At 66.5% G+C, this 24,945-nt stretch carries 23 protein-coding genes; 10 read left to right on the top strand and 13 right to left on the bottom strand.

Features of this window, described 5'->3' with window-relative positions:
* Positions 1-107: 107 nt before the first annotated feature.
* The 5 genes from NA11_RS07060 to NA11_RS07040 all read right to left on the bottom strand — a co-directional run bounded on the left by NA11_RS07060 (position 108) and on the right by NA11_RS07040 (position 4,901).
* Positions 108-1,775 (bottom strand): VWA domain-containing protein, encoded by a 1,668-nt coding sequence (locus NA11_RS07060; RefSeq protein ID WP_069160939.1) that lies wholly within the window; start codon positions 1,773-1,775, stop codon positions 108-110.
* 110 nt (positions 1,776-1,885) lie between these two features.
* Entirely contained in the window at positions 1,886-2,161 is a 276-nt protein-coding gene (locus NA11_RS07055) for a WhiB family transcriptional regulator (RefSeq protein ID WP_069160938.1), read from the bottom strand.
* A 26-nt stretch (positions 2,162-2,187) separates the two neighbouring features.
* Positions 2,188-2,736, bottom strand: a complete 549-nt coding sequence (locus NA11_RS07050; protein ID WP_069161008.1) for an HNH endonuclease — start codon at positions 2,734-2,736, stop codon at positions 2,188-2,190.
* A 316-nt stretch (positions 2,737-3,052) separates the two neighbouring features.
* Complete coding sequence (locus tag NA11_RS07045) at positions 3,053-3,598, bottom strand: DM13 domain-containing protein (RefSeq protein ID WP_069160937.1); 546 nt, start codon at positions 3,596-3,598, stop codon at positions 3,053-3,055.
* Positions 3,599-3,770: 172 nt separating this feature from the next.
* On the bottom strand, positions 3,771-4,901 hold the full coding sequence (locus NA11_RS07040) for an acyl-CoA dehydrogenase family protein (protein WP_069160936.1): 1,131 nt from the start codon (positions 4,899-4,901) through the stop codon (positions 3,771-3,773).
* A 91-nt stretch (positions 4,902-4,992) separates the two neighbouring features.
* On the opposite strand from NA11_RS07040, the gene NA11_RS07035 reads away from it, so the two are divergent.
* Positions 4,993-5,682 (top strand): winged helix-turn-helix transcriptional regulator, encoded by a 690-nt coding sequence (locus NA11_RS07035; protein WP_069160935.1) that lies wholly within the window; start codon positions 4,993-4,995, stop codon positions 5,680-5,682.
* A gap of 111 nt (positions 5,683-5,793) precedes the next feature.
* Here the strand turns inward: NA11_RS07035 and NA11_RS07030 are convergent, their stop codons facing one another.
* Genes NA11_RS07030 through NA11_RS07015 form a run of 4 tightly spaced genes read right to left on the bottom strand, consistent with a single transcriptional unit; the run spans position 5,794 to position 9,516 of the window.
* Positions 5,794-7,083, bottom strand: a complete 1,290-nt coding sequence (locus NA11_RS07030) for an acyl-CoA dehydrogenase family protein (RefSeq protein ID WP_069160934.1) — start codon at positions 7,081-7,083, stop codon at positions 5,794-5,796.
* 2 nt (positions 7,084-7,085) lie between these two features.
* Complete coding sequence (locus NA11_RS07025; protein WP_069160933.1) at positions 7,086-7,724, bottom strand: TetR/AcrR family transcriptional regulator; 639 nt, start codon at positions 7,722-7,724, stop codon at positions 7,086-7,088.
* A complete protein-coding gene (locus NA11_RS07020; protein ID WP_069160932.1) occupies positions 7,721-8,770 on the bottom strand; it encodes an alcohol dehydrogenase catalytic domain-containing protein in 1,050 nt (349 codons plus the stop codon). The genes NA11_RS07025 and NA11_RS07020 overlap by 4 nt, the downstream gene beginning before the upstream one ends.
* Positions 8,767-9,516, bottom strand: a complete 750-nt coding sequence (locus NA11_RS07015) for an SDR family NAD(P)-dependent oxidoreductase (RefSeq protein ID WP_084654283.1) — start codon at positions 9,514-9,516, stop codon at positions 8,767-8,769. Before NA11_RS07015 ends, NA11_RS07020 begins: the two co-directional genes overlap by 4 nt.
* Before the next feature lie 292 nt (positions 9,517-9,808).
* Between NA11_RS07015 and NA11_RS07010 the strand changes: the two genes are divergently transcribed.
* Both NA11_RS07010 and NA11_RS07005 read left to right on the top strand, forming a co-directional pair.
* The gene (locus NA11_RS07010; RefSeq protein ID WP_069160931.1) at positions 9,809-11,986 is read left to right on the top strand and encodes a malate synthase G; all 2,178 of its coding nucleotides are present in this window, start codon (positions 9,809-9,811) and stop codon (positions 11,984-11,986) included.
* Between the two features lie 256 nt (positions 11,987-12,242).
* Positions 12,243-12,923, top strand: a complete 681-nt coding sequence (locus NA11_RS07005; protein ID WP_141717452.1) for a respiratory nitrate reductase subunit gamma — start codon at positions 12,243-12,245, stop codon at positions 12,921-12,923.
* A 119-nt stretch (positions 12,924-13,042) separates the two neighbouring features.
* Here the strand turns inward: NA11_RS07005 and NA11_RS07000 are convergent, their stop codons facing one another.
* Both NA11_RS07000 and NA11_RS06995 read right to left on the bottom strand, forming a co-directional pair.
* The gene (locus tag NA11_RS07000; protein ID WP_069160929.1) at positions 13,043-14,131 is read right to left on the bottom strand and encodes an ABC transporter ATP-binding protein; all 1,089 of its coding nucleotides are present in this window, start codon (positions 14,129-14,131) and stop codon (positions 13,043-13,045) included.
* Positions 14,128-15,321: an ABC transporter permease gene (locus tag NA11_RS06995; protein ID WP_141717451.1), complete on the bottom strand. Its 1,194-nt coding sequence runs from the start codon at positions 15,319-15,321 to the stop codon at positions 14,128-14,130. Before NA11_RS06995 ends, NA11_RS07000 begins: the two co-directional genes overlap by 4 nt.
* Positions 15,322-15,338: 17 nt before the next feature.
* Here NA11_RS06995 and NA11_RS06990 point away from each other — a divergent pair, with 17 nt between their 5' ends.
* A complete protein-coding gene (locus NA11_RS06990) occupies positions 15,339-16,139 on the top strand; it encodes a potassium channel family protein (RefSeq protein ID WP_069160927.1) in 801 nt (266 codons plus the stop codon).
* Between the two features lie 76 nt (positions 16,140-16,215).
* Here the strand turns inward: NA11_RS06990 and NA11_RS06985 are convergent, their stop codons facing one another.
* Positions 16,216-17,073: a helix-turn-helix transcriptional regulator gene (locus NA11_RS06985; protein ID WP_069160926.1), complete on the bottom strand. Its 858-nt coding sequence runs from the start codon at positions 17,071-17,073 to the stop codon at positions 16,216-16,218.
* Positions 17,074-17,208: 135 nt separating this feature from the next.
* On the opposite strand from NA11_RS06985, the gene NA11_RS06980 reads away from it, so the two are divergent.
* From NA11_RS06980 to NA11_RS06960, 5 genes are all read left to right on the top strand, one after another.
* Positions 17,209-17,652: an acyl-CoA thioesterase gene (locus NA11_RS06980; protein WP_245745749.1), complete on the top strand. Its 444-nt coding sequence runs from the start codon at positions 17,209-17,211 to the stop codon at positions 17,650-17,652.
* A complete protein-coding gene (locus NA11_RS06975) occupies positions 17,649-18,923 on the top strand; it encodes a phthiocerol/phthiodiolone dimycocerosyl transferase family protein (protein WP_069160925.1) in 1,275 nt (424 codons plus the stop codon). The genes NA11_RS06980 and NA11_RS06975 overlap by 4 nt, the downstream gene beginning before the upstream one ends.
* Before the next feature lie 378 nt (positions 18,924-19,301).
* Positions 19,302-19,601 (top strand): ArsR/SmtB family transcription factor, encoded by a 300-nt coding sequence (locus tag NA11_RS06970; protein WP_069161005.1) that lies wholly within the window; start codon positions 19,302-19,304, stop codon positions 19,599-19,601.
* An 88-nt stretch (positions 19,602-19,689) separates the two neighbouring features.
* Positions 19,690-21,522, top strand: coding sequence for a phosphoenolpyruvate carboxykinase (GTP) (locus NA11_RS06965; protein ID WP_069160924.1), 1,833 nt, complete (start codon positions 19,690-19,692; stop codon positions 21,520-21,522).
* Positions 21,432-23,180 carry a SulP family inorganic anion transporter gene (locus tag NA11_RS06960; RefSeq protein ID WP_084654250.1) on the top strand — a complete coding sequence of 583 codons (1,749 nt, stop codon included), beginning with the start codon at positions 21,432-21,434 and terminating at the stop codon, positions 23,178-23,180. Before NA11_RS06965 ends, NA11_RS06960 begins: the two co-directional genes overlap by 91 nt.
* Before the next feature lie 170 nt (positions 23,181-23,350).
* On the opposite strand, the gene NA11_RS06955 is transcribed toward NA11_RS06960, so the two are convergent.
* Positions 23,351-23,722 (bottom strand): hypothetical protein, encoded by a 372-nt coding sequence (locus NA11_RS06955; RefSeq protein WP_069160922.1) that lies wholly within the window; start codon positions 23,720-23,722, stop codon positions 23,351-23,353.
* Positions 23,723-24,397: 675 nt separating this feature from the next.
* Here NA11_RS06955 and NA11_RS06950 point away from each other — a divergent pair.
* Positions 24,398-24,901: a hypothetical protein gene (locus NA11_RS06950; protein WP_069160921.1), complete on the top strand. Its 504-nt coding sequence runs from the start codon at positions 24,398-24,400 to the stop codon at positions 24,899-24,901.
* The last annotated feature ends 44 nt before the right edge of the window (positions 24,902-24,945 follow it).

Raw genomic sequence — 24,945 nt, 5'->3', positions numbered from 1 at the left:
TTCACGCCGAGTGTCCGAGCGCGCTGCCGGATCGGGCGCTGAAAGAGCAAGCGCCGCAACGTGAAGTGCCCTCTCGCCGATCTCGGCGGGAGGGCACTCGCGGGTGATCAGGGGGTGGTGAGTGCCTGGACTACGGCGGTCCCGAACTTGAGGTCGTTCGAGGTGGGCAGGCGCGTGTAGGTGCCGCCGGTCTGCTCCGAGATGGCCTGCAGCGTCTGGGTTCCGGTGCCGCCGATCACGATGATGTCGATGCGGACGGGGTGGGTTTTGTCGATGGCCGCGGTGATGTCGGCGGCGAGCTTGGCGCCGGTGACGGTCGAGTCGTCGTCGGGACCGTCGGTGATGAGCAGCACCGAGTTGGTGCGGCTCGCGGTGTATCCGGCGATCGCGTTCTTGAAGGCGGCCAGCAAGGTGGGATAGGCCTGATCGGCGCGCTGGTCGCTCGGCTGGACGTCGTCGAGCGCGTTGCTGATCTTGGTGCGCTGGTCGGTGGTGAGCGGCGCGGTGGCCGCCTGCACCTTGTACGGCTTGGTGCCGTCGAGGTTCTTGCCGTAGGTCCAGACGCCGAGGCCGAAGTCGGGCGGCATCACGGCCATCGTCGAGTTGACGGCGCCGATCACGTTCGCGAGCCGGGTCAGCGTGCCGTCCTTGGTGGACATGGAGGCCGAAACATCCAGCAGGACAGTGGAGTGCACGCCGAGCACCGGATTGGCCATGATGTCGCGCACCTTGTCGAGCGCGGCCTTCTGCGGCGGCGCGGCGGCGATCGGTGCGGCGCTGAACCCGGCCGCGGTGAACGCCTGCGCCTGCTCGGGCGCGCGCAGGAAGTCGGCGAAGAGTCCACCGATGAGGTTCTGCGTCTTGTCCACCCACGGTCCCGACATCAGCGCGGCCGGGTGATCGGCCACCGGGCCTACGCCCACCGGTCGGTAGATGGCCAGCGCCGGTTGGGTTTTCACCTGTTGCTCGGTGGCGGCGACGGCGTGCACGGTGGCGGCCTCCGGCGGGCCTGCGATGGTCGCGAAGGCGGCGGCGGTATCGGGTTCCTCTGGTGCGTCGGCGGCGAGTCCGGAGATCGCGGAGACGACCTGGCCGGATTGGGCGGCCTGCTCGCTCAGCGGTTCGGTGCCCGAGATCGCGGAGCCGACGGCAGTGGCCGCGGCGAGCGTCGCATCGCCCGCCGGTAACGCCATCTTCAGCCCGCCCCAGCCGGGCAGGCCGATATCTTTGAGCGAACCCTGTTGCAGGCGTGGCAGATCCGACCAGGAGACCTTGGCCTCGTCGAGGGCGCCACGCAACGGTTCCGGCACGGCGAGCACGATCGGGCTCACCGCGATCGGCGCCGGGTTGCCCTCGATCAGGCCGGGCACCCGCATGGCTTCGACCGAGCGGGTCGAGTCGGGGATCCACAGTACCGGCTGCGGTCCGAGGGTCTGATCCCAGGGTTTGCCGCTGGTGAAGGCCGCGACGACGGCCGAGGAGGGGCGCGCGGTCACCGCGACTTGGGCGCAGTGATCACGGACGCGCGGCTTGGTGGCGTTGTACCGGTCGGCGGCGGCCCGCACCTGGGTGGCGATGTCGGGATCGGCCGTGACGTAGAGCGTCGCGGGGCCGGAGACGCACTCGGCGGCCGCTGCGCTGTCCTCGTCGGCTGCGCGGTCGCGGAGTTGAAACCAGGTGACGACGCCCGCGACCAGCAACACAACGGCTAACACGGCGAGAACCGGACCTTTGCTGACTCCTCGGGACCTGGCTCCGCTGCGATGAGTGCCCACGCAGCACAGTGTATGTTCACCTGCGGTTTGCGGGCTCGGCGAGTGGTGCGTGCCGTGCGCGGCGCGCCGAGACGAACGCCGCCGTGCCCCTGCGGACACGGCGGCGGTCGCTACGGGCGGATCAGCTGCCCTCGGTCGAACTCGTGGCCACCCCACACCCCGGACTGGCCGGTGCTGGCCGCGAATTCGCCGCAGGCCACCCGGATGGGGCAGCCGGCGCAGACTTCGCGCGCGTAGTCGAAGTCCTGCGACGGGTACGGGAACCAGGCCTCGTGATGCGGGTCACCTCGGCAGGCGGCCCGATGCCACTCGCGGGAATCCGAGAGTGGGAGCAGCTCGGCCAGGGTCAGGTCCACCACGGCGGTGGTGTCGGTACGAACGCTCATCGCGATCTCTCCTTTCTCGGATCGGTTCAGGTCGCGGCGGCGAGTTGCTGCCAGACCCTGCGCTGTTGCTTGGCCCGGTGGTTGGGGGCCTTCGGCTGCCAGAGCAGCCGCATGCCTGCCTCTTCCGGGGTGCGGTCGGCCTTGGTCGTATTGCACGGACCGCAGCAGGCGACGAGATTGGCCCAGGTGTTCGGGCCGCCCCGGCTGCGCGGGCGGATGTGGTCGACAGTGCGGGCCCAGGCGGCGCAGTAGCCGCACCGGTGCTTGTCGCGGCGCAGCACGCCGGCCAGGGTCGCCCGGCTCTCGTCGTTCACTCGGCCGGTGTGCTCGATGTAGACGTAGTGCCGTAGCCGAATGGTTTCCGGGAGTAGCACTTCGACGCGCTGGGAGCGAACGAGGAAGTGCGGCGCCCGGTCGGCGATCGACTCCGCGGTACCGGCCATCAGCAGCACGACGGCACGGTCGGCGCTGATCTCGTCGAGCGCCTCGTAGGACGCGTTGAGCACCAGCACGGGGGTGTGTATCCAGTTGTCTGCGGTGAGTGCCGCGGATCTGGCGGCATGGCGGAAGGTCATGGGAATCACCATGTTTCGGGAAAGTCGAGCGAGAAAGGAGGTGGCGGGTCAGTTACCGGCCTGGAGGTGGCTGTCGTCGCGTTCGGCGCATGCTTGGTTCAGCTTTCGGCCTGATGCGAGTTTGTCCATCGACAACCGTTGCGTGGCATCGACGTTCGCTCGAGTCGAATCGTTCGGGATCATTCGCCACCTCCTCCTTTCCACATGCTCGGTGGACCACCGTTACTCGGTGATCATCGTCGAATTCCATGGTGACATAACGGACCCGCCGCTGTCGGGTCATTTATTTCGGGCCGGGCCGGCGCGGCCCGTCGGGTCAGGTGTATTGCAGCGTGGCCGCGCCGAACGAGACGCGGAAGCGTTCGCACCAGATCGACACGCTGGCGAGGGTGCCGAGGTCGACGTCGGCGGCGATGGGGTAGTTCTGGCTGCCCTTGTTGCCCTTCAGGCTGCCGAGGTCGGTGTGCCTGCCGTCGTCGAAGAGGAACCAGCCCGCCTTGCCCTCGACCACCGGTGCGTCGGTGAGCCAGACGTGCAATGCGGGTCCGTCGGAGGTGTCGAGGTCCTCGAGCCGCAGCACTCGGTTGCCGTCGGGCAGTTGCAGGATCCGCACGCTGCCCGAGGTGTCGTGTTCGTGTGAGACGAAGGTGCCGGTGGCGAGGACACGAGGTTCCTGCGCCGTGCCCGAGGGCGGTGCCGCGCCATGGGATTGCGCGACGGTCGGTGCGGCCTCGACGACGGTGGTGTTGGTGAACAGCCGCCACGGCTGGGTGAGGGCCAAGCCGACGCCGAGCCCGATCACGAGCAGGACTGCCAGCGTCCAGGTGATCGGGGAACGCGCGATCCTGCGTACGGACACCATGGCTGCTTGCTCCTTCGACGTTTCGCGACTGTCGGGCCGGGCGGCCGACGACTTCAACGGTAGGCCCGGCCGTTCGGAAAAGGCCCCGAGAATGTGTGACGAAATCGGGACGGCCGGAGTCGGGGAGTGGGTTAGGCCCCCATGGGGATTATGGGGGCGGCGGGGTTCGGTGTCAGCCGTTCGGCGTGTGTCCGAGCAGGACTCGCCCGGAGAACCGGGTCTGCTTGGCCCTCGGCAGCGGATGGAACAGGCAGCCGTGTACGTCGCGGTAGCGCATCTCCAGTTCGCAGTGCCGCGAATAGCCCAGTCCGCCAACGGTTTCGATGGCGATGCGGACGGTGTTGAGCAGTGCTTCGGCGGCGGCGGTCTTGCGGGCGAGGATGTGGCTGGCGTGCTGGTCGGTGTTGTCGAACTGGAGGTTGTCGGCGGCGGTGAACATGGCGGTGATGAGATCGGTGGCGGTGAGGTGGGCGTTGACCATCTCCCCGGCGAGCTGGAAGGTCGGTGCGTCGGCGCGGTCGGCCGCCAGCGCCGCCGCCAATTCCACCGCGCCATCGGCGATGCCGAGGTAGGCGGACATCACCAGCGGCATCGCCGCGCCCATCACCACGTTCAGCAACGGTGGCCAGGCATCCGCGCGCCGGATCAGCGAGACCGCCTTGTCGGGGACGAAGACGTCGTCGAGGATCACGGTGTGTGAGCCGCTCGCGCGCAAACCGAGGGTGTCCCAGGTCTTTTCGATGCGCACACCGGCAGAGTCCAGCGGGACGGCGCAGTGCAGGACGTGCGGGCCCTCCGGTGCGTCGCCCCAGCGGATGCTGGTGACCAGCACCGTGCCCGCCTCGACGCCGCTGGCCGGCGCCTTGCGGGCGTGCACCCGATAGCCGCCGTCGACCCGCTCGGCGCGGCCGCTGGAGCCGACCCAGTCCGAGGCGCCGGTGCTGATCAGGATCGCGCCGGCGACCACCTTGCCGAACAGCGGGGCGGCGTCGATGCCGTGGTTGTGTCGCCACACCTGGGCGGCGACCAGATGGGTGTGCATGGCGAAGGCGACCGCGGTGGACGGATCGTGGCGGCCGAGTTCGCGCAGGATCGCGCCCATGTCGCGGTGGGTGGCGCCGCCGCCGCCGAATTCGGCGGGAACGAGCGCGGCGGAGAGGCCGGCTTCGCGCAGCAGATCGAAAGCGGCCGTGGAGAATTCGCCACTGCGGTCGCGGTCGGCTACCTCGGGGCGCATGGTCTCGCCGACCCGGCGTGCGCGGGTGGTCCAGTCGATGCTGATGTCAGGGGAGGTTGTCGTCATGTTTCGAAGGTAAGAACGCGCGCGATAACCGAATAGTCCAGAAAGTGGACCCTGCCGGTCCAGCATCTGGACCCCGATCGTGAGGTGACCCATGACGACACCCGGTTACGGCCAGTACTGTCCCATTTCCCGGGCGCTCGATGTGCTCGGCGAGCGCTGGTCGCTGCTGATCCTGCGCGACCTGCTGGTCGGCAGCACCCGCTTCAACGATCTCGCGCGTGGGCTGCCCGGGCTGTCCCGCAGCCTGCTTGCCAAGCGGTTACGTCAGTTCGAGCGGGCCGGATTGGTGGACAAGGTCGGCTCGGACTATCTGCTCACCGAGGCGGGTCTGGAGCTGAAGCCGATTCTGTTCGGTCTCGGCGAATGGGGTTCGCGGTGGACCTTCGGCGATCCGCGGCCGGCGGAGCTCGATCCGGCGGTGCTGGTGTGGTGGATGCACACGCGGATGGACACGTCGGCGTTTCCGGGGCGGCGGCAGGTGTTCGCGGTGCGGTTCGCCGATGTGGCGCACCGGTTCTGGATCGTGATCGAGGCGGGAACGCCGTCGGTGTGTGACGCCGATCCCGGGTATCCGGTGGACGTGATCATCACGTCCGACGTTGCCTCGCTGTATCAGGTGTGGCTCGGCAGATTGTCTGCGGCACAGGCGATTCGGACGGGACGGTTGCTGTTCACCGGGCCGACCGCGCTGACTCGGCGGATGCCGTCGGTGCTCCAGTTGAGCCCGATGGCGCCCTATGCCGAACCGCAGCCTGTCGATTTTGCCAGTCGCGCTTCGTGATCCGAGGTTCGGCGCGGTCGCCCTGCGGCGGCCACCGTGCCGATGCGCTGGCGGGGCAGCCCTGCGGCCGGAGTCGGCATCGATGCGGTGGTGCCGACTCCGGGTTGCCTGCTACAGGTTGCCGACGACGTGCTCGAGGCGCTGCGCGACCAGCTCGCGGGCCTTCTCGCGCAGTGCGGGCCGGTAGCCGCTCGGGTACACGGGATCGCCAGGGGCGTAGTCCTTCAGGACCTCTTTGGCGAGGGTGATCTTGTGCACCTCGGTGGGGCCGTCGGCGATCGCCATCACCTCGGCGTAGTTCATCATGTCCACGAACGGCAGGTCGGTGCTGACGCCGATGGCGCCGTGCAGGTGCAGTGCGCGCTGGGCGATGTCGTGCATCACCTTCGGCATGGCCACCTTGATGGCGGCAATGTCCTTGCGCACCTTGAGGTAGTCCTGTTCCTTGTCGATGCGCCATGCGGTGCGCAGCACGAGCAGCCGGAACTGCTCCATCTCGATCCAGCTGTCCGCGATCCGCTCCTGGGTCATCTGCAGGCCCGCGAGCGGGCCCTTGCGCATCGGGCGGGAGACGGCGCGTTCGGCCATCATGTCGAAGGCCTTGCGCACCAACGCGACCGTGCGCATCGCATGGTGCACGCGGCCGCCGCCGAGCCTGGTCTGCGCCACGATGAAGCCCTGGCCCTCGGCGCCGAGCAGGTGGTCGGCGGGGACCCGGACATCGGTGAAGCGCAGGTGGCCCTCGTGCTCGCTGAAGCCGTGCACGTGGAAGTTCTTGACGATCTCCAGGCCGGGGGTGTCGGCGGGCACGATGAACATCGACATGCCCTGGTAGGGGCTGACATCGGGGTTGGTGACCACCATGACGATGTGGAAGCTGGCGAACTGCGCGTTGGAGTTGAACCACTTCTCGCCGTTGATCACCCAGTGGTCGCCGTCGCGGACCGCGCGGGTCTGGAACGTCGTCGGGTCCGAGCCGCCGGTGGGCTCGGTCATCACGTAACAGGATCCGATCTCACCGGCCAGCAGCGGCGCGAGGTACTTCGCCTTCTGCTCCGGGGTGCCGTAGTGCGCGAGGATCTCGGCGTTGCCGGAATCCGGTGCCTGGCAACCGAACACCGACGGCGCCCAGACCGACGTGCCGAGCACCTCGTTGAGCAGGGCCAGTTTCATCTGCCCGTAGCCTTGCCCGCCGAGCTCGGGACCGAGGTGGCAGGCCCACAGTCCCTGTTCCTTCACCTGCTCCTTGAGCGGGCGCATCAGCGCCATGGCCTCGGCGTCGGTGCGGTCGTAGGGGTTCGGGTACAGCAGGTCCATCGGCTCGACCTCGGTGCGGACGAATTCCGCTGCCCAGTCCAGTTTCTTCTGAAACTCCGGGTCGGTCTCGAAATCCCAAGCCATGATCAGCCTTTCGTGTGAGTGTCGGTCGTGGTCGCCACGCCGTCGAGGAACGTGGTCGCGAGAAGGTCGGCGATCTCGGCGGGGGAGTGCTCGCCGTGCGGGCGGTACCAGAGGGTCACCGAATTGAGCATGCCGAGCACGCTGTTGGTGATGACGTGATCGTCGGTGCGCAGCAGCCCGGCCGCGTGGCCGTCGTCGATCACCCGCTGCCAGCGGTGCTGCACCTGGTCGCGCAGCTCCTGCAGCTGCGCGCCGCGCTCGCCGGTGAGCGCGGTGACATCACGCAGCTGGATCGCGACCTCGCGGCGGTGCTCGATGATCAAGCCGACGTAGCTGTGGATCAGGCTGCGCAGCTTGGTGATCGGATCGTCGTCGGCTGCCACGATCCGTTCGGCGTCGACCAGGATCAGCTGGATGTAGTCGTGCAGGATCTGCCAGAGCAGTTCCTCCTTGGAGCCGATGTGGTAGTACAGCGCGCCGCGCTGCACGTCAGCCCGGTCGCCGATCTCCGCCACGCCGGTGCCGTGGAAACCCTTCTCCGCGAACAGGTCCCGTGCGGCGCGCATGATGCGCGCCCGGGTGTCGCCCGCCGTCGACTCGGTCGCGGGCGGGCGGCCGCGCCTGCGCGCGGGGGCGTTCATCGGCCCGGGTCCAGCACGACCTTGCCCACGCCGTCCGCGCGCTCGGCGAACAGCTGATAGGCGTGCGGGCCGTCCGACATCGGCAGCCGGTGGGTGACCACCGCCTCCGGCCGGAGCCGCCCGGCCGCGGTCAGGCGCAGCAATGCGGGCAGTTCGTACTGGATCGAGCAGAGGCCGATATGGAACTCGAGCTCCTTGACCTGCGCCAGTGGCATGTGGAAAGGATAGGCCCGGTTCTGGCTGACGCCGATGACGCTGACCCGGCCGCGGTGGCCGACCGCGCTGATCGCCAGCTTGATGGTGGCGTCGGCGCCGACCGCCTCGATCGCGACATCCGCGCCGCCGCCGAGTAGTTCGCGGATCGCGAGCTTCGGGTCGTCGCCCTCGACCGGTTCCGCGCCGAGCTCGGCGGCCTGTTTGCGGCGCTCGGCGATCAGGTCGACGCCGAGGACGCGGGCCGCGCCCATCGCGAACGCCGACTGGACCGCCATCAGCCCGACCGGGCCGAGCCCGATCACCACCACGGTCTCGCCGGGCGCGATGCGGGCGCGGCGGGCGCCGTACCAGGCGGTCGGCGCGTTGTCGGTGAGGACCACCGCGGCCGCGTCGCTGATCTCGTCGGGCAGCGCGATCAGGTTGCCGTCGGCGTGCGGGACGGCGAGTAGCTGGGCTTGGCCGCCGGGTAGTGCGCCGCCGAGGCCGTAGCAGGCGTCGATCGGGAGCGGCGTGCGTTCGCAGGCCGCGACCACGCCGACCCGGCAGCGTGCGCAGCGGTCGCAGCCCGCCGACGCGGCGACCAGCACCCGGTCGCCGATCGCGTAGCGGCGCACCGCGGGGCCGACTTCGACGATCTCGCCGACGGCTTCGTGGCCGACGCTGTAGCCGGTGCGGTCGGTGAAGCCGTGGCCGCTGTAGATGTGCAGATCGCTGCCGCAGATGCCGGTCGCGGTGACCCGGATGATCGCGCTGTCCGGCGCGGTCACTGTCGGGTCTGGCACGTCGGAGTACGAAATCTGGCGTTGACCTTCGTAAGTGAGTGCTTTCATCGCCAGCCGCCGTCCAGTGCGAGGGTGGCGCCGGTGCAGAACGCCGACGCGTCGGTCGCGAAGAACAGTGCGGCGCCGACGATTTCGTGCGGTTCGCCGACTCGGCCGAGGGCGTTGAGGGTGGCGAGTTGCTTGCGCATCTCGTCGGGCCACGCCTTGGCGATGTCGGTGGCGAACGCGCCGCATTGAATGGTGTTGACGCGCACCGTCGGTCCGAAGCTTTGCGCGAGACCGACAGTGAGCGTGTTCAATCCGGCCTTCGCTGCCGCGTACGGCAGCGCGAACGGCGCGGGACGGGTCGCCTCGATCGAGGAGATGTTGATGATCGAGCCGCCGTCACCGGCCGCCATCCTGGTGCCGATCAGTGACGAAAGTCGGAACGGCCCTTTGAGATTCACCCCGATCACCTTGTCGAACAGCGCCTCCGTCACCTGATCCAGGCTCGGGTAGAGCGGTGAGAGGCCTGCGTTGTTGACCAGGACGTCGACGCGGCCGAACTCGGCGTACACGGTGTCGACGAGTGCGTCGCACTGGGCCCAGTCGCTGACATTGCAGGCCACCGGGAGTGCGCGGCGGCCGTGCGTGTGCTCGACCTCGTCGGCGAGTTCGGTGCAGCTGTCGAGCTTGCGGCTGGCGATCACCACGTCCGCGCCTGCCGCGGCGAACGCGCGCACCATGTCCTTGCCGAGCCCTCGGCTGCCGCCGGTCACCACGACGACCTTGTCGGTGAGGGCGCCGCTGGCTATGAGGGCATTGCTGGTGGTGAGGGCACCGCTGTCTGTGACCGACACATACACTCCCGCAGGTCAGAAAATGTTCCGATCAGTACATTAAATGCCTGCCGCTCTACAATCAAGCGCGTTGTCCGGCCGACCGCCGACACGATGTGACGCGCCGACTGATCGACCTCCTCACGATCGGCGCGGCGGAATGAAACGGTGAGACGCGGCGTTTCGACCCGGTACAGGGTGGTATCACTACCCACCGGTAACATGGATGCGTCTTTCCCACCCGGCTTTCTCAGAAGTGAGGCAGTAGATGACAGAGCGGATTCAGGTCGGCGGGCTTCAGGTGGCCAGCGTTCTCCATGAGTTCATCGAGAACGAGGCGCTCCCCGGAACCGGCGTAGATTCCGCCGCGTTCTGGGCCGGTGCCGAGCAGGTCATCAACGATCTCGCGCCGCGCAACCGCGCGCTGCTCGCCGAACGCGACGAGATCCAGGGCAAGGTCGACGCCTGGCACGCCGAGCACCCCGGCGCGAACTACGACAAGGCCGCCTACAAGAGCTTCCTGACCGAGATCGGTTACCTGCGCCCCGAGCCCGCCGATTTCCAGATCAGCACCGAGCACGTGGACGCCGAAATCGCGACCACCGCAGGGCCGCAGCTCGTGGTGCCGGTGATGAACGCCCGCTTCGCGATCAACGCCGCGAACGCGCGCTGGGGCTCGCTGTACGACGCGCTCTACGGCACCGACGCCATCTCCGAGGCCAACGGAGCGGAAAAAGGCAAGGGCTACAACAAGGTTCGTGGTGACAAGGTCATCGAGTGGGCCCGCAACTTCCTCGACGACGCCGCGACGCTGATCACCGGTTCGCACATCGGTTCCACGTCGTACACGATCGTCGACGGTGAGCTCGAGGTCGGCCTCGAAGACGGCACCGAGATCGGCCTCGCCGATCCGGGGCAGCTCGTCGGCTACCTCGGCGACCCGGCCGCACCGACCTCGGTGTTGTTGAAGCACAACGGATTGCACATCGAGATCCAGATCGACCCGAGCTCGCCGGTCGGCAGCACCGACACCGCGGGCGTCAAGGATCTGGTGCTCGAATCCGCGGTCACCACGATCATGGACTTCGAGGACTCGGTCGCGGCGGTGGACGCCGAGGACAAGGTGCTCTGCTACCACAACTGGCTCGGCCTGATGAAGGGCGACCTCGCCGAGAAGGTGACCAAGGGCGAGAAGTCCTTCACCCGCACCATGAACCCCGACCGCGTCTACACCGCGCTCGACGGCAGTGAGCTTGTGCTGCACGGTCGTTCGCTGCTGTTCGTGCGCAACGTCGGGCACCTGATGACCAGCGACGCGATCATCGACAAGGACGGCAACGAGGTGCCGGAAGGCATCCTGGACGGCCTGGTCACCTCGCTCATCGCGACGCACTCGCTGCGCGAGGACACCGAACTGAAGAACAGCCGCACCGGCTCGGTCTACATCGTCAAGCCGAAGATGCACGGACCCGACGAGGTCGCCTTCGCGGCCGAGCTGTTCGGCCGGATCGAGGACGTCATCGGCGTCCCGCGCAACACCCTCAAGGTCGGCATCATGGACGAGGAGCGCCGCACCACGGTCAACCTCAAAGCCTGTATCCAGGCCGCCGCCGAGCGCGTCGTGTTCATCAACACCGGCTTCCTCGACCGCACCGGCGACGAAATCCACACCTCCATGGAAGCCGGGCCGATGGTCCGCAAGGCCGACATGAAGGCTCAGCAGTGGATCAAGTCCTACGAGGACTGGAACGTCGACACCGGCCTGGCGACCGGACTGCCCGGCAAGGCGCAGATCGGCAAGGGCATGTGGGCGATGCCGGACCTGATGGCCGACATGCTCGTGCAGAAGATCGGCCATCCGAAGGCGGGCGCCAACACCGCGTGGGTGCCGTCGCCGACCGCGGCCACGCTGCACGCCACCCACTACCACCAGGTGAACGTGCTCGACCGGCAGCGCGAGATCGTCAAGGGTGGCCGCCGGGCGACCGTCGACCAGATCCTGGAGATCCCGCTGGCGCAGGCGCCGAACTGGTCGGCCGAGGAGAAGCAGCAGGAGCTGGACAACAACTCGCAGTCCATCCTCGGCTACGTGGTGCGCTGGATCGACCACGGTGTCGGCTGCTCCAAGGTGCCCGACATCGAGGATGTCGCGCTCATGGAAGACCGTGCCACCCTGCGCATTTCGAGCCAGCTGATGGCCAACTGGCTGCGCCACGGCATTGTCAGCGCCGACGAGGTGGTGGCCAGCCTGGAGCGCATGGCGCCGGTGGTGGATCGGCAGAACTCGGGCGATGCGAACTACCGGCCGATGGCGCCGGATTTCGCGGGCAGCATCGCGTTCCAGGCGGCCAAGGAGCTGATTCTGGAAGGCGCCAAGCAGCCGAACGGCTACACCGAGCCGATTCTGCATCGGCGTCGGCGTGAAGCCAAGGCGGCCTGCAAGTAGAGTGCTGTTCAGTGCTTGAAAGGTAGCGCCTAGCAGCTTTTTCGGCTCGAGGCCCCGCGCAGGAGACATCCGGAGCGGGGCCTCTTCCATTATTGGAGATCAGCTCGAATACCGACGGAAACGACTGACGATTCGGTTTGTGATGCGCACTTCGCGCAGTTCGGGCCAGTAGTGGTCATTGGTCCCTAGCTGGCGATTCGCATTCCTGCGACAGTGACTCGCGTCACAGTAGCCCGAATCGGAAAGGCGCACCCCCGTGCCGTCACAGATGTGGATCGCCCTGTCCTACTGCGCTTTTCTCTCCTTCATCGTCGGCCACCTGTGGCGGCAGCGGCACGACGGATTCCGTTGCTACAGCAGCGGAGCAGGTCTAGGTAGGGCCGAGCGCTTCGGGTCGGCGGTCTTCGGACTCGCCGCAAGTGTGATCGTCGTGGCACGGATCGCCGACGTCGCGGCGTCGGGTCACGATTCTCACCCGGACAACGTCATTCACCTCATCATCACCATCGCCGAGGCCCTTGCCATCCCGTCGGCGATCGTCGGCGCTGCGATTCTGCTGATTCCGAATTTGATCACTGCCACGGCCGGGCCACTGATCACTCCACTGGATCACGTCACCTTTCCCGTCCTGACTGCCGCACTGCTGTCAAGAATCCTCATCCGATTCGATCCGAACTCCTCCGATGGCCGGTATCGGAGCGCGGAAATACTGTTCACCTGGATCCGATCAATGCTCACGTTTCACCCGAATGCCGACATGATTTCGCATGCTCCCTTCCTTTATCAGGCACGAGCAGTGTTTCTGTTGCTGCTCATCGCGATCTGGCCATATACCCGCCTCGCCGGCACCTTCGCACGTCCGATCTGCGGCGCGATCAAGGCACTGGTCTCGGGCCGAGCTACCCCTCAGTACGGTTCGAGCACGCGGTGCCGATGATCGGCGATCGTGGTGCGCCAGCGCAATTGGCCGCGGTGAGCGACTGCCGAGTCGAGGAAGGCGTCGGCCGGCGTGATATCCCGCTCGTCTTTCTCGAGAATGCGAACCTCGCGGCTCGCTCACCTCGCGGTGTTCGTCTGAACGACGCGGTTGCCGACAGCAAGATCCGGGTAGAACACGGCAGTGCCCGCCACCTCGATGACAACCCCGTCGCCGTCCCGGACCATCAATGGCGAAGGGACTCTGGCCAATAGATCGGTTCCCTCGTCGGTACGCAGCAGTACGACGGAGTCGTGTCCATAAAAGCTGACTCGCCGCACGGTGGCGGTCGCATGACCGTTGGGATCGGCGGGCAAGGGCCGCAGGCGCAACTGCTCGGGTCGGACCAGCAAGGAGCCCATACCGCTGGCGGGATGGGCGAGCGGCACCGGGCCGAGTGCGGTGCGGGCCATCGGTCCCTCGGCGACAGCGGACAGCAGCACTGCGTCGCCGAGGAAGCCGGCCAGTTCCGCATCCATCGGCTTGCTGTAGATCTCGGCGGGCGGCCCGACTTGTGCTATGCGGCCTTCTCGCAGCACCGCAATCTGATCCGCCATGGACAGTGCTTCGTCCTGATCGTGGGTGACCAGCACCGCGGTGGTACCGAGTTCGGTCAGAATCTCACGCACCTGGTCACGGACCTTGCTCCGCAGTCCCGCGTCCAGCGCGGAGAACGGTTCGTCGAGCAATACGATCGCCGGACCGGGCGCCAAAGCCCGTGCCAGGGCGACACGTTGCTGTTGTCCGCCGGACAACTCGTGCGGCTTGCGGTCGGCGTACCCCCGTAGGCCGACAACCTCCAACAGTTCGGCGACTCGACTGCTCCGCTGCTTGCGGGCCGTTGGGGTCCAGCCGGGCAAGCCGTATCCGATGTTCGCCGCCACGGTGAAGTGGGGGAACAACGCAGCTTCCTGCGGAACGATGGTGACTTTGCGGCGGTCCGGAGGGAGCGCGGTGGTCGCGGTCGCGACCACCCGTCCGCCGACCTGAATCTCACCGGCCGTGGGACGCAGGAATCCGGCCACCGCTCGCAGCAGTGTGGTCTTCCCGCACCCGGAAGGACCCAGCACGGCGGTGAGACTGCCTGCGGGAACCCGCAGATCCACCGCCTGTAGCACCGCGGTGCCCCGGTATCCGGCTGCCAGTTGTCGAACGTGCAACTCGCTCATCGAAGCACCTCGGTTTTCGTTCCGGTCCGAACGGCCGCGATATGCGAGCGGTACAGCCCAGATCCTCGAGTCCGACCGTCGGCTACGCGCTGGAGCACGATCGTCGGCACCACCGAAACGACTATCAGCGTCAGCGAGTACCACGCTGCCTGTGTGTAGTTGACGACCTCGACGTGTTTCCACAACTCGAGGGCCAGGGTGTTCTGTCCGGGTTGTTGTAGGATCAGCGTGGCGGGCAATTCCTTTGCGCAGCTGACGAATACGAGCGCACCGCCGGCGAGGATCCCGGGTGCGGCCAGCGGCACCGACACCCGTGCCAGCGCACCGAACGACGTACTGCCGAGCGATCGGGCCACTTCCTCGAACAAGCGCGGTGAGGTGGCGACCGAGGCCCGGACGGCACCGATGGCGATGGGCAGGAACAGCGCGATATAGGCGAGGACAACCATCTGCCCGCGGCCGTACCAGGCTGTCGCCGCGTTGATGCCGAAGTACACCAGCGCCAGGCCCACCGAAATGGCGGGCAGTGCGTATCCGGAGTACGCGGCGAGCTCTATCGTGCGGGCGAACGCGCTCCGGGAACGTGCGGACAGAATGCCGACAGGCAGGGCAAGCAGCATGGTCAGCAACGCGCCCCAGCCAGCGAAGGATGCGGTGTTGCCAAGAGCGGCAAGAAGTTCAGCGAGGTCGAGGTGTCCGGTGATGCGCCCGGACAGCCAGGGCAGCAGACCACCGAGGGGCACGATCACGGACATCAGGATCAGGGCGACACATGCCAGCACGGCTAGCGGCCGGGTTGTTCCGAGGTGTAACGGGGTGGCGGGGCGGGGGCTGCCGAAACCCACTCGCGTCGCGGCCCGACCCCGCGCCACCGACTCGGCGGCGGCGAACAACAGTGCGAGCACGACCAAGACGAGGCTGATTACGCTCGCGGCGGTGCGATCGAAGCTGGCGTTGTACGCGTATTGGATGCCTTTGGTGAAGGTCTCGTAGCGCATCATGGCGACCCCGCCGTAGTCGTGCAGGACATAGAGCGCGACCAGGAGCCCACCCGCCAGTAGCGGGAGTCGGATCTGTGACACGGTGACAGAACAGAAGGCGCGCAATGGTCCGGCGCCGAGAGAGCGAGCGACTTCCTCCGGTGCGGAGTCGGCTCCGCGTAGCGCGGCATAGACCGGCAGGAATACCAACGGGGTATGTGTTCACAATGGTGCTCATCCTGGTGGGCGCGGGCACCGTGTTCTACATGTTCGGGGTGCTGCTGGAGGCCCTCATCGAAGAACATCTACGCCACCATCTGGAGCGGAGACGAATGAATCGCCAGATCGACCGGATGCGCGGGCACATCATCGTGTGTGGCTGGGGAAGAGTCGGGTGTTCGACCGCAAAGTATCTGACGAACCTCGGCAAGACGATCGTGGTCATCGACCATGATCCGCAGCGGCTGCAGGACATCGAGTATCCGTACATTCTGGGCGATGTCACCGACGACAGCGTGCTCGAGGCAGCGGGTATTCAACACGCCCAAGCCTTGATCGCGGCGTTGGACAGCGATGCCGACAACGTTTACGTGACGTTGTCGAGCCGGGCAATGCGTAGCGATCTGGTGATCATCGCGCGGGCGCGGACCGAAGGCTCCAAGTCCAAACTGCTGCGTGCCGGAGCGAACCGGGCCGTCAACCCTCAGCTCATCGGTGGCCGCCGGATGGCGGCATTCGCGTTGCAGCCCAATGTGGCCGAGTTCCTCGACGTGGTCATGCACGACGACACTCTCGAATACCGGATGGAGGAAATCGCGATCGGGGCGGGGTCGCAACTGATCGGCTGCTCACTCAAAGATGTCGAATTGCGCCGGACTACTGGCGCGCTGCTCCTAGCCCTGCGAATCCCTGGTGGCCAGTTCATCGCCAACCCTACCGACGAAATCGAGCTGCACACTGACACCGTCCTGATCGTTCTCGGCACCCGGACCCAGCTCGACGCAGTACGCACCCACGTTGCGGCCTAACCAGTGACAGCTGCGCCTGGGGTGGTGCGAGCCGGAGGTCTTATGACCACAGCCGCAGGTGATCGAGGCGGTCGGTTCAGTGGGTGTGGTCGAGCGCCGGTGCGTGCGGGTGGGCGAGCAGCCAGTCCATGCGGTGGCGGCTGACCTCGTCGACCGGTGTCCACACGGTGAGGAAGGTTTCGGGGGTGGCGGTGAGATCCATCCTCGTCAGCGAGAACGAGAGCTCGCCGACCGCAGCGTGGCGATAGGTCATGGTCTGGGTCGGTGGTGCGGCGACGTCGTGGTTGGCCCACAGCCGGGTGAATTCCGGACTTGCGGCGGTGAGTCCGCGGGTCAGGTCGATCCAGGCCGGATCGTCGAGGTGCTGGGCGAAATCCGCGCGGAACGAGGCGACCATGTGCGGCAGACCGATGTCGCGGTTGACGAAGCAGCGGCAGCATTCCGGAGTGACGAACAGTTCCCACAGGACGTTGCGAGAGCCCTCGGGCGCGGTGAGCCGCGGCCACACCGCTGCAGCGGCGGCGTTGCAGCCCAATAGATCCCAGCGGCTGTTGAGTGCTGCGGCGGGGAAGCCGGTGATGGCGTCGAGGATCGAGGCGACCGTGGGGGTGATCGCGTCGGCACGGGCGGCCGCCTCGGGGATCGGCACTTCGGCCAGCCGGTAGAGGTGGGTGCGTTCGGCGGAGTCCAGGCGTAGCGTGCGCGCGATCGCGTCGAGGATCTGTGCGCTGACGTTGATTGGCCGCCCCTGTTCGAGCCAGGTGTACCAGGTGACCGAAACCCCGGCCAGCTGGGCGACCTCCTCGCGCCGCAATCCTGGTGTCTTGCGGCGCAATCCCGGTGCCATACCGACCTCGATCGGGCTGATCCGGTCACGACGGCTGCGCAGGAACGACGCGAGTTCGGTACGACGAGGAGAGATGGCGGTGCTCACGCACCCATCATCGAACACTCTCGGACTCGGTGCCAGGTGCTGGCGACACCAGTGTCACCACTGTCTTGGTACCGGTCTCGCCACGGCGGCAGGCTGGCCAACCGTCACCACTGTTGTCCAGTGTCAGGAGCCCCAGTGTCCGAAGCTTGCGTGAGTGCCGCACCGTTCACGATGCGATTCACCGTCCGCAGTTACGAACTCGATACCAATCACCATCTCGCTTCCACGGTGTATCTGCAGTACGCCGAGCATGCTCGCTTCGCCTGCGGGCAGGCGGCCGGTGTCTCGCCGCAGCGGCTGCTCGCCGACGGTTTCGGGCCGATCAACCTCGAAACCACACTGCGCCACCATGCCGAACTGCGCGCCGAGGACGAGGTCGACGTGTCGTGTGTCTTCGTGTGGGGACCGGGCAAGACCCATCGCGTCGAGCACACGCTGCGCAAGCCGGACGGCACGCTGGTCGCCGAGGTGCACAGCGTCAGCGGACTGCTCGACATGCGGACCCGGCGGCTGGTCGTCGACCCGGGGCAGCAGTTGCGGGCGCGCGCCACCAACCCAGAACTGTTGGGCCTCGCGTGATCGAGTCTGCGGTCTCACCGCGGGTAGACGATGACGCGACATTTCCGCTGGGGCTGATCGATCACGGCTTCGTGCCGCGCAAGCTCACCGTCAGCTACGTTGCGATGTGTGCCGGCCGGGTCGACACCGCGCTGCTGTGCACGGCGTTCGATCTGCTGTGCCGCAAGTATCCGATGCTGCGCGGCACGATCGAGATCAACAACGGCCAGTGCCAGCTGCGGGTCCCCGGCGACGGCTCCAGCGCGGCAACCATCGACATCGTGGCACCCCCGATCGCCGACTGGCTCGCACGCAGGGTCTTCCCGCTCGATCCCGCGCGCAGCCTGGCGAAACTCACGATCGTGTCCGAGGGCGAAACGACCGCGGTCGCACTGCAGGTGAGCCATGCGATCAACGACGCCACGATGGGATTCGCGCTGCTCGAGCACTTCTGGCGCACCGCTGCGATGCTGGCCGGGAACGCGGCGGTGCCCGAGCCGGTCCCGGTCTACCCGCACAGCCTCGAACAGGCCTACCATGCGCGGGCGATGGCCCTGCCCGAGCACACGGCAGCGGCGGGCACGGTGTACAGCATCGCGGCCACCGACACCGGTGCGGACGCGGTGTTCCGTCCTGCGCCAGGGCAGCGGATCACCTTGTCACACAACGAGACCGGCGCACTGCTCGATCACGCCCGGGCGTCAGGTACAACGCTGCATGCCCTGCTCAGTGCTGCGATCGTTCGCGCCGAACGCACGACGATTGCCGAATCAGCCGGTGCGACAACCGAACTGCCGATGATCATGTTCCATCTCGTCGACCTGCGTCCTCATCTGCAGCCCGCGGCACGCCCCGACGAGATCACCAACGCCCTGGCCTTCGCGCCCACCATCACCGCCTGCGGGCCCGGCGCCGATCTGGGTGTGCTGGCGAAGGAGACGAAGGCCCAGATCGTTGCCGGAATCGACAGCGGAGCCGCGCTCGCGGTCATGTTGGCCGCGGCATCGGTGGCCGCGCACGGCCATTCGCGCACGGCCGTAGGGAGTTTCATCACGAACTGGGCGATGGTGCCCGATCTCGCCGTGCCGCCGGGATTCGAGATCGTCGACTTCCGTGGCTTCGCCACCTCGGAGCCGGTGACCTGGGTCGGCTATTTCGTGTCCACCTTCGCCGGGCGGTGCAGCATCGAGCTGGCGTTCTCCCCGAGGTACCACCGGCCAGCGCAGATCGCGCAACTGCGCGAGTTCATCATCGCCAACCTCGCAGAACTTACCAACTCGTTGTCCTCTTGATGCCCGCATCACAGCGGGATGAAACCACCCTCGTTGAAAGAGAGAAATCCATGAGCAACCACTTCGTCTCGAGCAGCGGATCGCCTCGATGTCCGGACGGTGGCGGCCCAAACTTGGCCGGACCCTGCCGTTTGTGTTCTTCACGGATGCAGAGACCGGTCGCGGGCGGCTACTGTATCGCCGTTACGACGCCGATTTGACGCTGCTCGTTCCGGAAGCCGATAGAACAGGTTCGGCGATGCCGCAACCGAGTGGGACGCCTGGCCGGTCTGTTTGTGCTGCTTGCTAAACTATGCAACTAGAGGTTCGGTCGCGGTACCGATCCGGTCGTGAGGGAAGGTGTGGCAAGTGCCAGGACTGAGCAGGCCGCTGTACCAGATGAAGGCCGACTTCTTCAAGACGCTCGGCCATCCGGTGCGGATCCGTGTCCTGGAGCTGTTGAGTGAGCGCGAGCATGCGGTGTCGGAGATGCTCGGCGAGATCGGGGTGGAGTCGGCGAACTTGTCGCAGCAGCTGGCGATCCTGCGCAGGGCCGGGCTGGTGCGCGCACGTCGTGAGGGCTTGTCGGTGACCTACGAGCTCACCTCCCCGGAGGTGGCCCAGTTGTTGGCCACGGCTCGGGCTATTCTCACCGGTGTCGTAGCAGGTCAGGTCGAGGCTCTGGAGGAGCCTGCCTGAGTTCCGCGCATTGTCGGGGGTGTCCGCCTGGCCACTGGTTGCAGGTTTTCTAAAGTATGTACCTAGTAGTTTAAGAAGGAGAATCGACGTGACGGACCAATCCATCGCCATCGAACCGACCTCGGTACCAACGGATCACGAAGGGATCCTGTCTTGGGTGGCCGAGGTTGCCGAGTTGACGGCACCGGATCGGATAGTGTTCTGCGACGGATCCCGAGATGAGTGGGACCGATTGACCACCGAGCTGGTGCGCAAGGGCGCGTTCGTGCGGTTGGCAGGCAAGCCGAACTCGTTCTGGTGCGTGTCGGATGCCGACGATGTGGCGCGGGTGGAGGAGCGTACCTTCGTCTGCTCCGAGGATCGCGACGATGCCGGTCCGACGAACAACTGGGTGGATCCGGTCGATATGCGCACGGTGATGACCGAGCACTACCGCGGAGCGATGGTCGGTCGCACCATGTTCGTGATCGCCTACTGCATGGGGCCGTTGACTGCCGAGAAGCCGAAATACGGTGTGCAGATTACCGATTCGGAGTATGTCGCGGTGTCGATGCAGATCATGACCCGATCCGGCACCCCGGTGTGGGAGAAGCTCGGCTCAGGAGCCGAATTCGTGAAGTGTCTGCACTCGGTCGGCGCTCCGCTGGCCGAGGGGCAGCTAGACGTCGCGTGGCCATGTGACAAAACCAAATACATCGCGCATTTCCCGCAGGCCCGGGCCATCTGGAGCTACGGCTCCGGCTACGGCGGCAATGCACTGCTCGGCAAGAAGTGCTTCGCACTGCGGATCGCGTCGGTCCTCGGTCGCGACGAAGGGTGGCTGGCCGAGCACATGCTGATCCTGAAATTGACCTCCCCGCAAGGCAAGGCGCACTACATCGCGGCGGCGTTCCCCTCCTCCTGTGGCAAGACCAATCTGGCCATGCTCGAACCAGCGCTGCCTGGCTGGAAAGCCGAGACGATCGGTGACGACATCGCCTGGATGCGATTCGGTGCGGACGGCCGGTTGTACGCGGTGAACCCGGAGGCCGGATTCTTCGGCGTCGCGCCCGGCACCAGCGCCGAGACCAATCCGAATGCGATCGCCACGATCAACCTCGGCAATTCGATCTTCACCAACACCGCGCTGACCGACGACGGTGACGTGTGGTGGGAGGGGCTGACCGAGGACAAGCCGGATCATCTGATCGACTGGCATGGCAAGGATTGGACGCCGAAGTCGGAAGGTCCTGCCGCGCACCCGAACTCGCGGTACTGCACGCCGATCGAGCAGTGCCCGTCGGTCGCCCCCGAATGGAACGATCCCACCGGGGTGCCGATCTCTGCGATCTTCTTCGGTGGCCGCCGCGCCACCACCATCCCTTTGGTCGCGGAGTCGTTCGGCTGGGCACACGGAGTGTTCACCGCGTCGGTCCTGTCGTCGGAGACCACAGCCGCCGCAGCCGGGCGAGTCGGTGTGGTGCGCCGTGACCCGATGGCGATGCTGCCGTTCCTCGGGTACCACGTCGGTGACTATTTCGCGCACTGGTTGAAACTCGGTGCCGCCGCAGATCCGGCAAAACTCCCGAAGATCTTCCAGGTCAACTGGTTCCGCCGCAGCGCAGACGGCAAGTTCCTGTGGCCCGGTTTCGGTGACAACGTGCGCGTACTGAAGTGGGCGCTGGCACGCTTGGACGGCGCCGCCGCTGCGGTCGAGACCCCGATCGGGTACGTGCCGAGTATCGAGGACATGGACTGCTCGGGTTTGTCCGACGGCTATCGTGAGCTGATTGCCGACGCGTTGGCCGTGGACATATCCGAATGGGTAGCCGAGACCGCCGCGATCGACGAGTGGTACGCCACGATCGGCGGCAACCGCTTGCCGACCGCGCTGCGCGAACAGCTCACCGCGCTGAAAGCCCGTCTCGCGGTGGCCAACTGAGCGCGCGTGCGCTGCTGCCGAGCTGGTCGGACTGGCGGCCCGGGGTCCGTGCCCCTGGCGCGGACCTGTTGTCGGGGTTGATCGTCGCCTTGGTGGCGTTGCCGCTTGCGTTGGGTTTCGGCATCTCCTCCGGGCTCGGCGCGGCGGGCGGGCTGGCCACCGCTGTCGTCGCGGGTGCCGTCGCCGCGGTATTCGGCGGCTCCCGCTTCCAAGTCACGGGGCCAACGGGGGCGATGACCGTGGTGTTGGTGCCGATCGTGCACCGGCACGGCGCAAGCGCGGTGCTTGCGGTGGGGCTACTGGCCGGACTCATCCTGGTGGCGCTTGCCGTCGCCGGGGTCGGGCGAGCGGTGCGCTATGTGCCCGCGCCGGTGATCGAGGGGTTCACCGCGGGTATCGCGGTTGTCATTGCGCTGCAGCAGTTTCCGGCAGCTCTCGGTATCACGCATGCTGCGGGGGAGAAGGTGTGGCAGTCGGCCTTCGATGCTGTGCGCCAGTACCTTTCGGTGGCCAACCCGGCGCCGCTCCTCACGGCATTGCTGGTTGCCGCGATCGTCCTGGTCGGCGGCCGGCTGCTGCCGAGGTTGCCGTTCGCGCTGATCGCAGTGATCGCGGCGACCGTGACTGCACGGCTCGTGCATCTCGATCTCGTACCGGTCGGTGCCATCCCCGCTGGATTGCCGATTCCCACAGTGGGATTCGTGCATCTCGATCAGTTGGGCGCGTTGATAGTGCCCGCGCTGGCAGTGGCTGCTCTCGCTGCTCTGGAATCGCTGCTGTCGGCAACGGCGGCCGATGCAATGGCCGTCGGCACCCGGCACAATCCCGATCGGGAACTGCTCGGCCAGGGTTTGGCGAATATCGCCGCCCCACTGTTCGGCGGTGTGCCCGCCACCGGCGCGATCGCCCGCACAGCGGTCAACGTACGCTCGGGGGCTCGTACCCGGCTCGCGGCGCTCACCCATGCGCTTGTCCTGGCGGCCATCGTCTACCTGGCCGCGCCACTGGTCGCCGATATTCCGCTGGCGGCGCTGGCAGGGGTGTTGCTGGCCACCACGGTGCGCATGGTCGAGACGGCCTCGCTGGCAGCGATCGCGCGGGCATCGAAGGGCGACGCAGCCATCATGATGGTTACCTTCGGCGTAACCGTCGTGATGGATCTGGTGACCGCGGTCGCGGTCGGAGTCGGGGTCGCGGTACTGCTCGCGCTGCGATCAGTGGCGAAAGAAGCTCGGCTGCAGCAAGTTCCGCTCGACCTCCCGGTCGATGACACCGAACATCTGACAGAAGAGCACGCACTTCTGCACGACCACATCGTTGCCTACCGAATCGAAGGGCCGTTGTTCTTCGCAGCCGCGCACCGGTTCCTACTGGAACTCGCCGAGATATCGGACGTGCACGTGGTGATACTGCGGATGTCCCGCATCACCGCGCTGGATACCACCGGTGCGCTGGTGCTTGCGGATGTCATCGGAAAGCTCGAGCGCAGGCACATCACGGTGTTGATGTCCGGCCTTCGCGCGGACCACCGCCGTCGTCTGGCCGCGATCGGCGCCATGCCGACGGGCGGCGACGAACGGATCTTCACCCATACCCGCGACGCCATCGTGCACGCCCGGGGATGCGTGCCGAGGAACGTCACAAGTTCGCGGGAATGACGGTGTGGACGAAACCGATTCCGGTGCAGCGGCTTCGCCAGTGCCGGGACTGAGGCCGGGCAGCCGCTGGTGATCAGCCAGCGGCTGCCTGGTCCGTCGGAACGTCCGTCGCCATCTCGGCTGCCGTCCTGACAGTTATCGGCGCGGACTTCGAATAGGGTTGCCGCGGTTCAGACTTCGAGGTCTTCCTCGATCTCCTTCAGGCGATGTCGGGCGAGGGCTAGGTTGCCTCGGCTGCGGTCCAACGCCAGATAGAGGAACAACCCCTTGATCCTTCGGCTGTGCGTCGGGCGAATCAGGTGGTACTGGCTGCCTAGGGTGATCAGGACGTCCTCGATCTCTTCGTTGAGCCCGAGCTGCTCGATCGTGCGCATCTTGGCGCGCACCAGTTCGGTATTGCCCGCTGCCGCGATCTCGAGATCCAGGCTCTTCGAGCCGCCCAGCACGCCGAGCGGCATACCACTGCCGTAGTCGACGACCGCAGCGCCGAGCGCGCCGTCCAGCAACATCATGTCCTTCATTGCCACATCCATGTCCACCATGGGGTTTCCTCTCTCGCGCGTCTTGAAGACTCTCGCGCGCCGAGACGCTACCTAGGAACCTGACCTGCTGTCGGTTGATTGATGAAGAATTCCACTAGGTATGCAATTTACATGTTCTGCAATCAAGCAGATGCTGGCTGCTGGGCGGTGGTATCGCGTCGAGGCTGCCAGCGCGGACCATGTCGATCGGGGTGGTCGCCGAGGATCCGCGGATCGCACGGGTAATGCGTTCAAAGACAATGACAACTGGTCGGTCTGGTAGGGGGCCGCCGTGGTCGTTGTTCGCGCGCGGGGGAGGTCGGGTGACGATCGGATACTCTGGGCGCTGCACGGAAGATTGTCGGATGTGAGGAAGATTTATGGGAAGCACGGTCCTCGACATTGTCGCGTTGCTCGCTAATCGCGCGGCGATGTTCTGGAATTGGATGGCAACCGGTTCGTCCGGGTTTCCGCCGCTCTGATGTCGCGGTGAGCCGCTAGTCGTGCGAATGCCCTGGCCCTTTCGGCCGGGGCATTCGTGTATTCGCCGGGGTTGTCGCCTTTTTCGCACGGTGGTGCGTCTCGATGGCTACTGGGCTGGGGATTTCGCTGCCAGGTCGGCCCGCGCACCCGTATCTTGATCGAGTGAAAACCGCCGGTTCTGCGCGCCGTAGCCCAGGTTGGTTCGTGCTCTGGATGAGTTTGCTGACAGCGGTGCTCGGGCTCTGCGGGCTAGCGCTGTTCTGGCAACTCGCGGCCGAAGGCACCTTTCCCACCAAGGTCGTCCTCTGGCTGGCCATCGGCGTGGTCGGCACGATAGCGCTCCTTTTCGGACTGCTCGGTCTCTTCCGCTATCGGGCCATCTTCCACGGCCTCACCACCCCCATTCTCCTCATCGTCTTCGGCGCCCTCGTCTGGTTCGACGTCCCCGAAGAAACCGGCTGGCAGCTCTCCCGCGGCATCCTCGAAGACCAAGCCACCGACTGCGCCAACCCCGGCCAGCGCACCCGCCTCGGCGTCTACACCATCACCTTCGTCACCCGCCGCGACGGCGGCTGCCACTTCTACACCCAAGCCGAAGACTCCCACACCACCGGCTTCGCCTACTTCCCCGACGCCGCCCCACCCCCCGCCACCACTCCACCCACCACCTACGAACGCTTCCAACCCCACTGGTACCGCTTCACCGAAGAATCCTGAACCGCAACATTTTTCGACCCCACTCGGTCGCGTGAGCGCCCCCG

Origin of the sequence: Nocardia altamirensis NBRC 108246, from assembly GCF_001612685.1 — a bacterium.
In the GTDB taxonomy this organism is placed as follows: domain Bacteria; phylum Actinomycetota; class Actinomycetes; order Mycobacteriales; family Mycobacteriaceae; genus Nocardia; species Nocardia altamirensis.
Note: the sequence above shows the minus strand (reverse complement) of the source record. Positions and strands in the feature narration are given on the sequence as shown.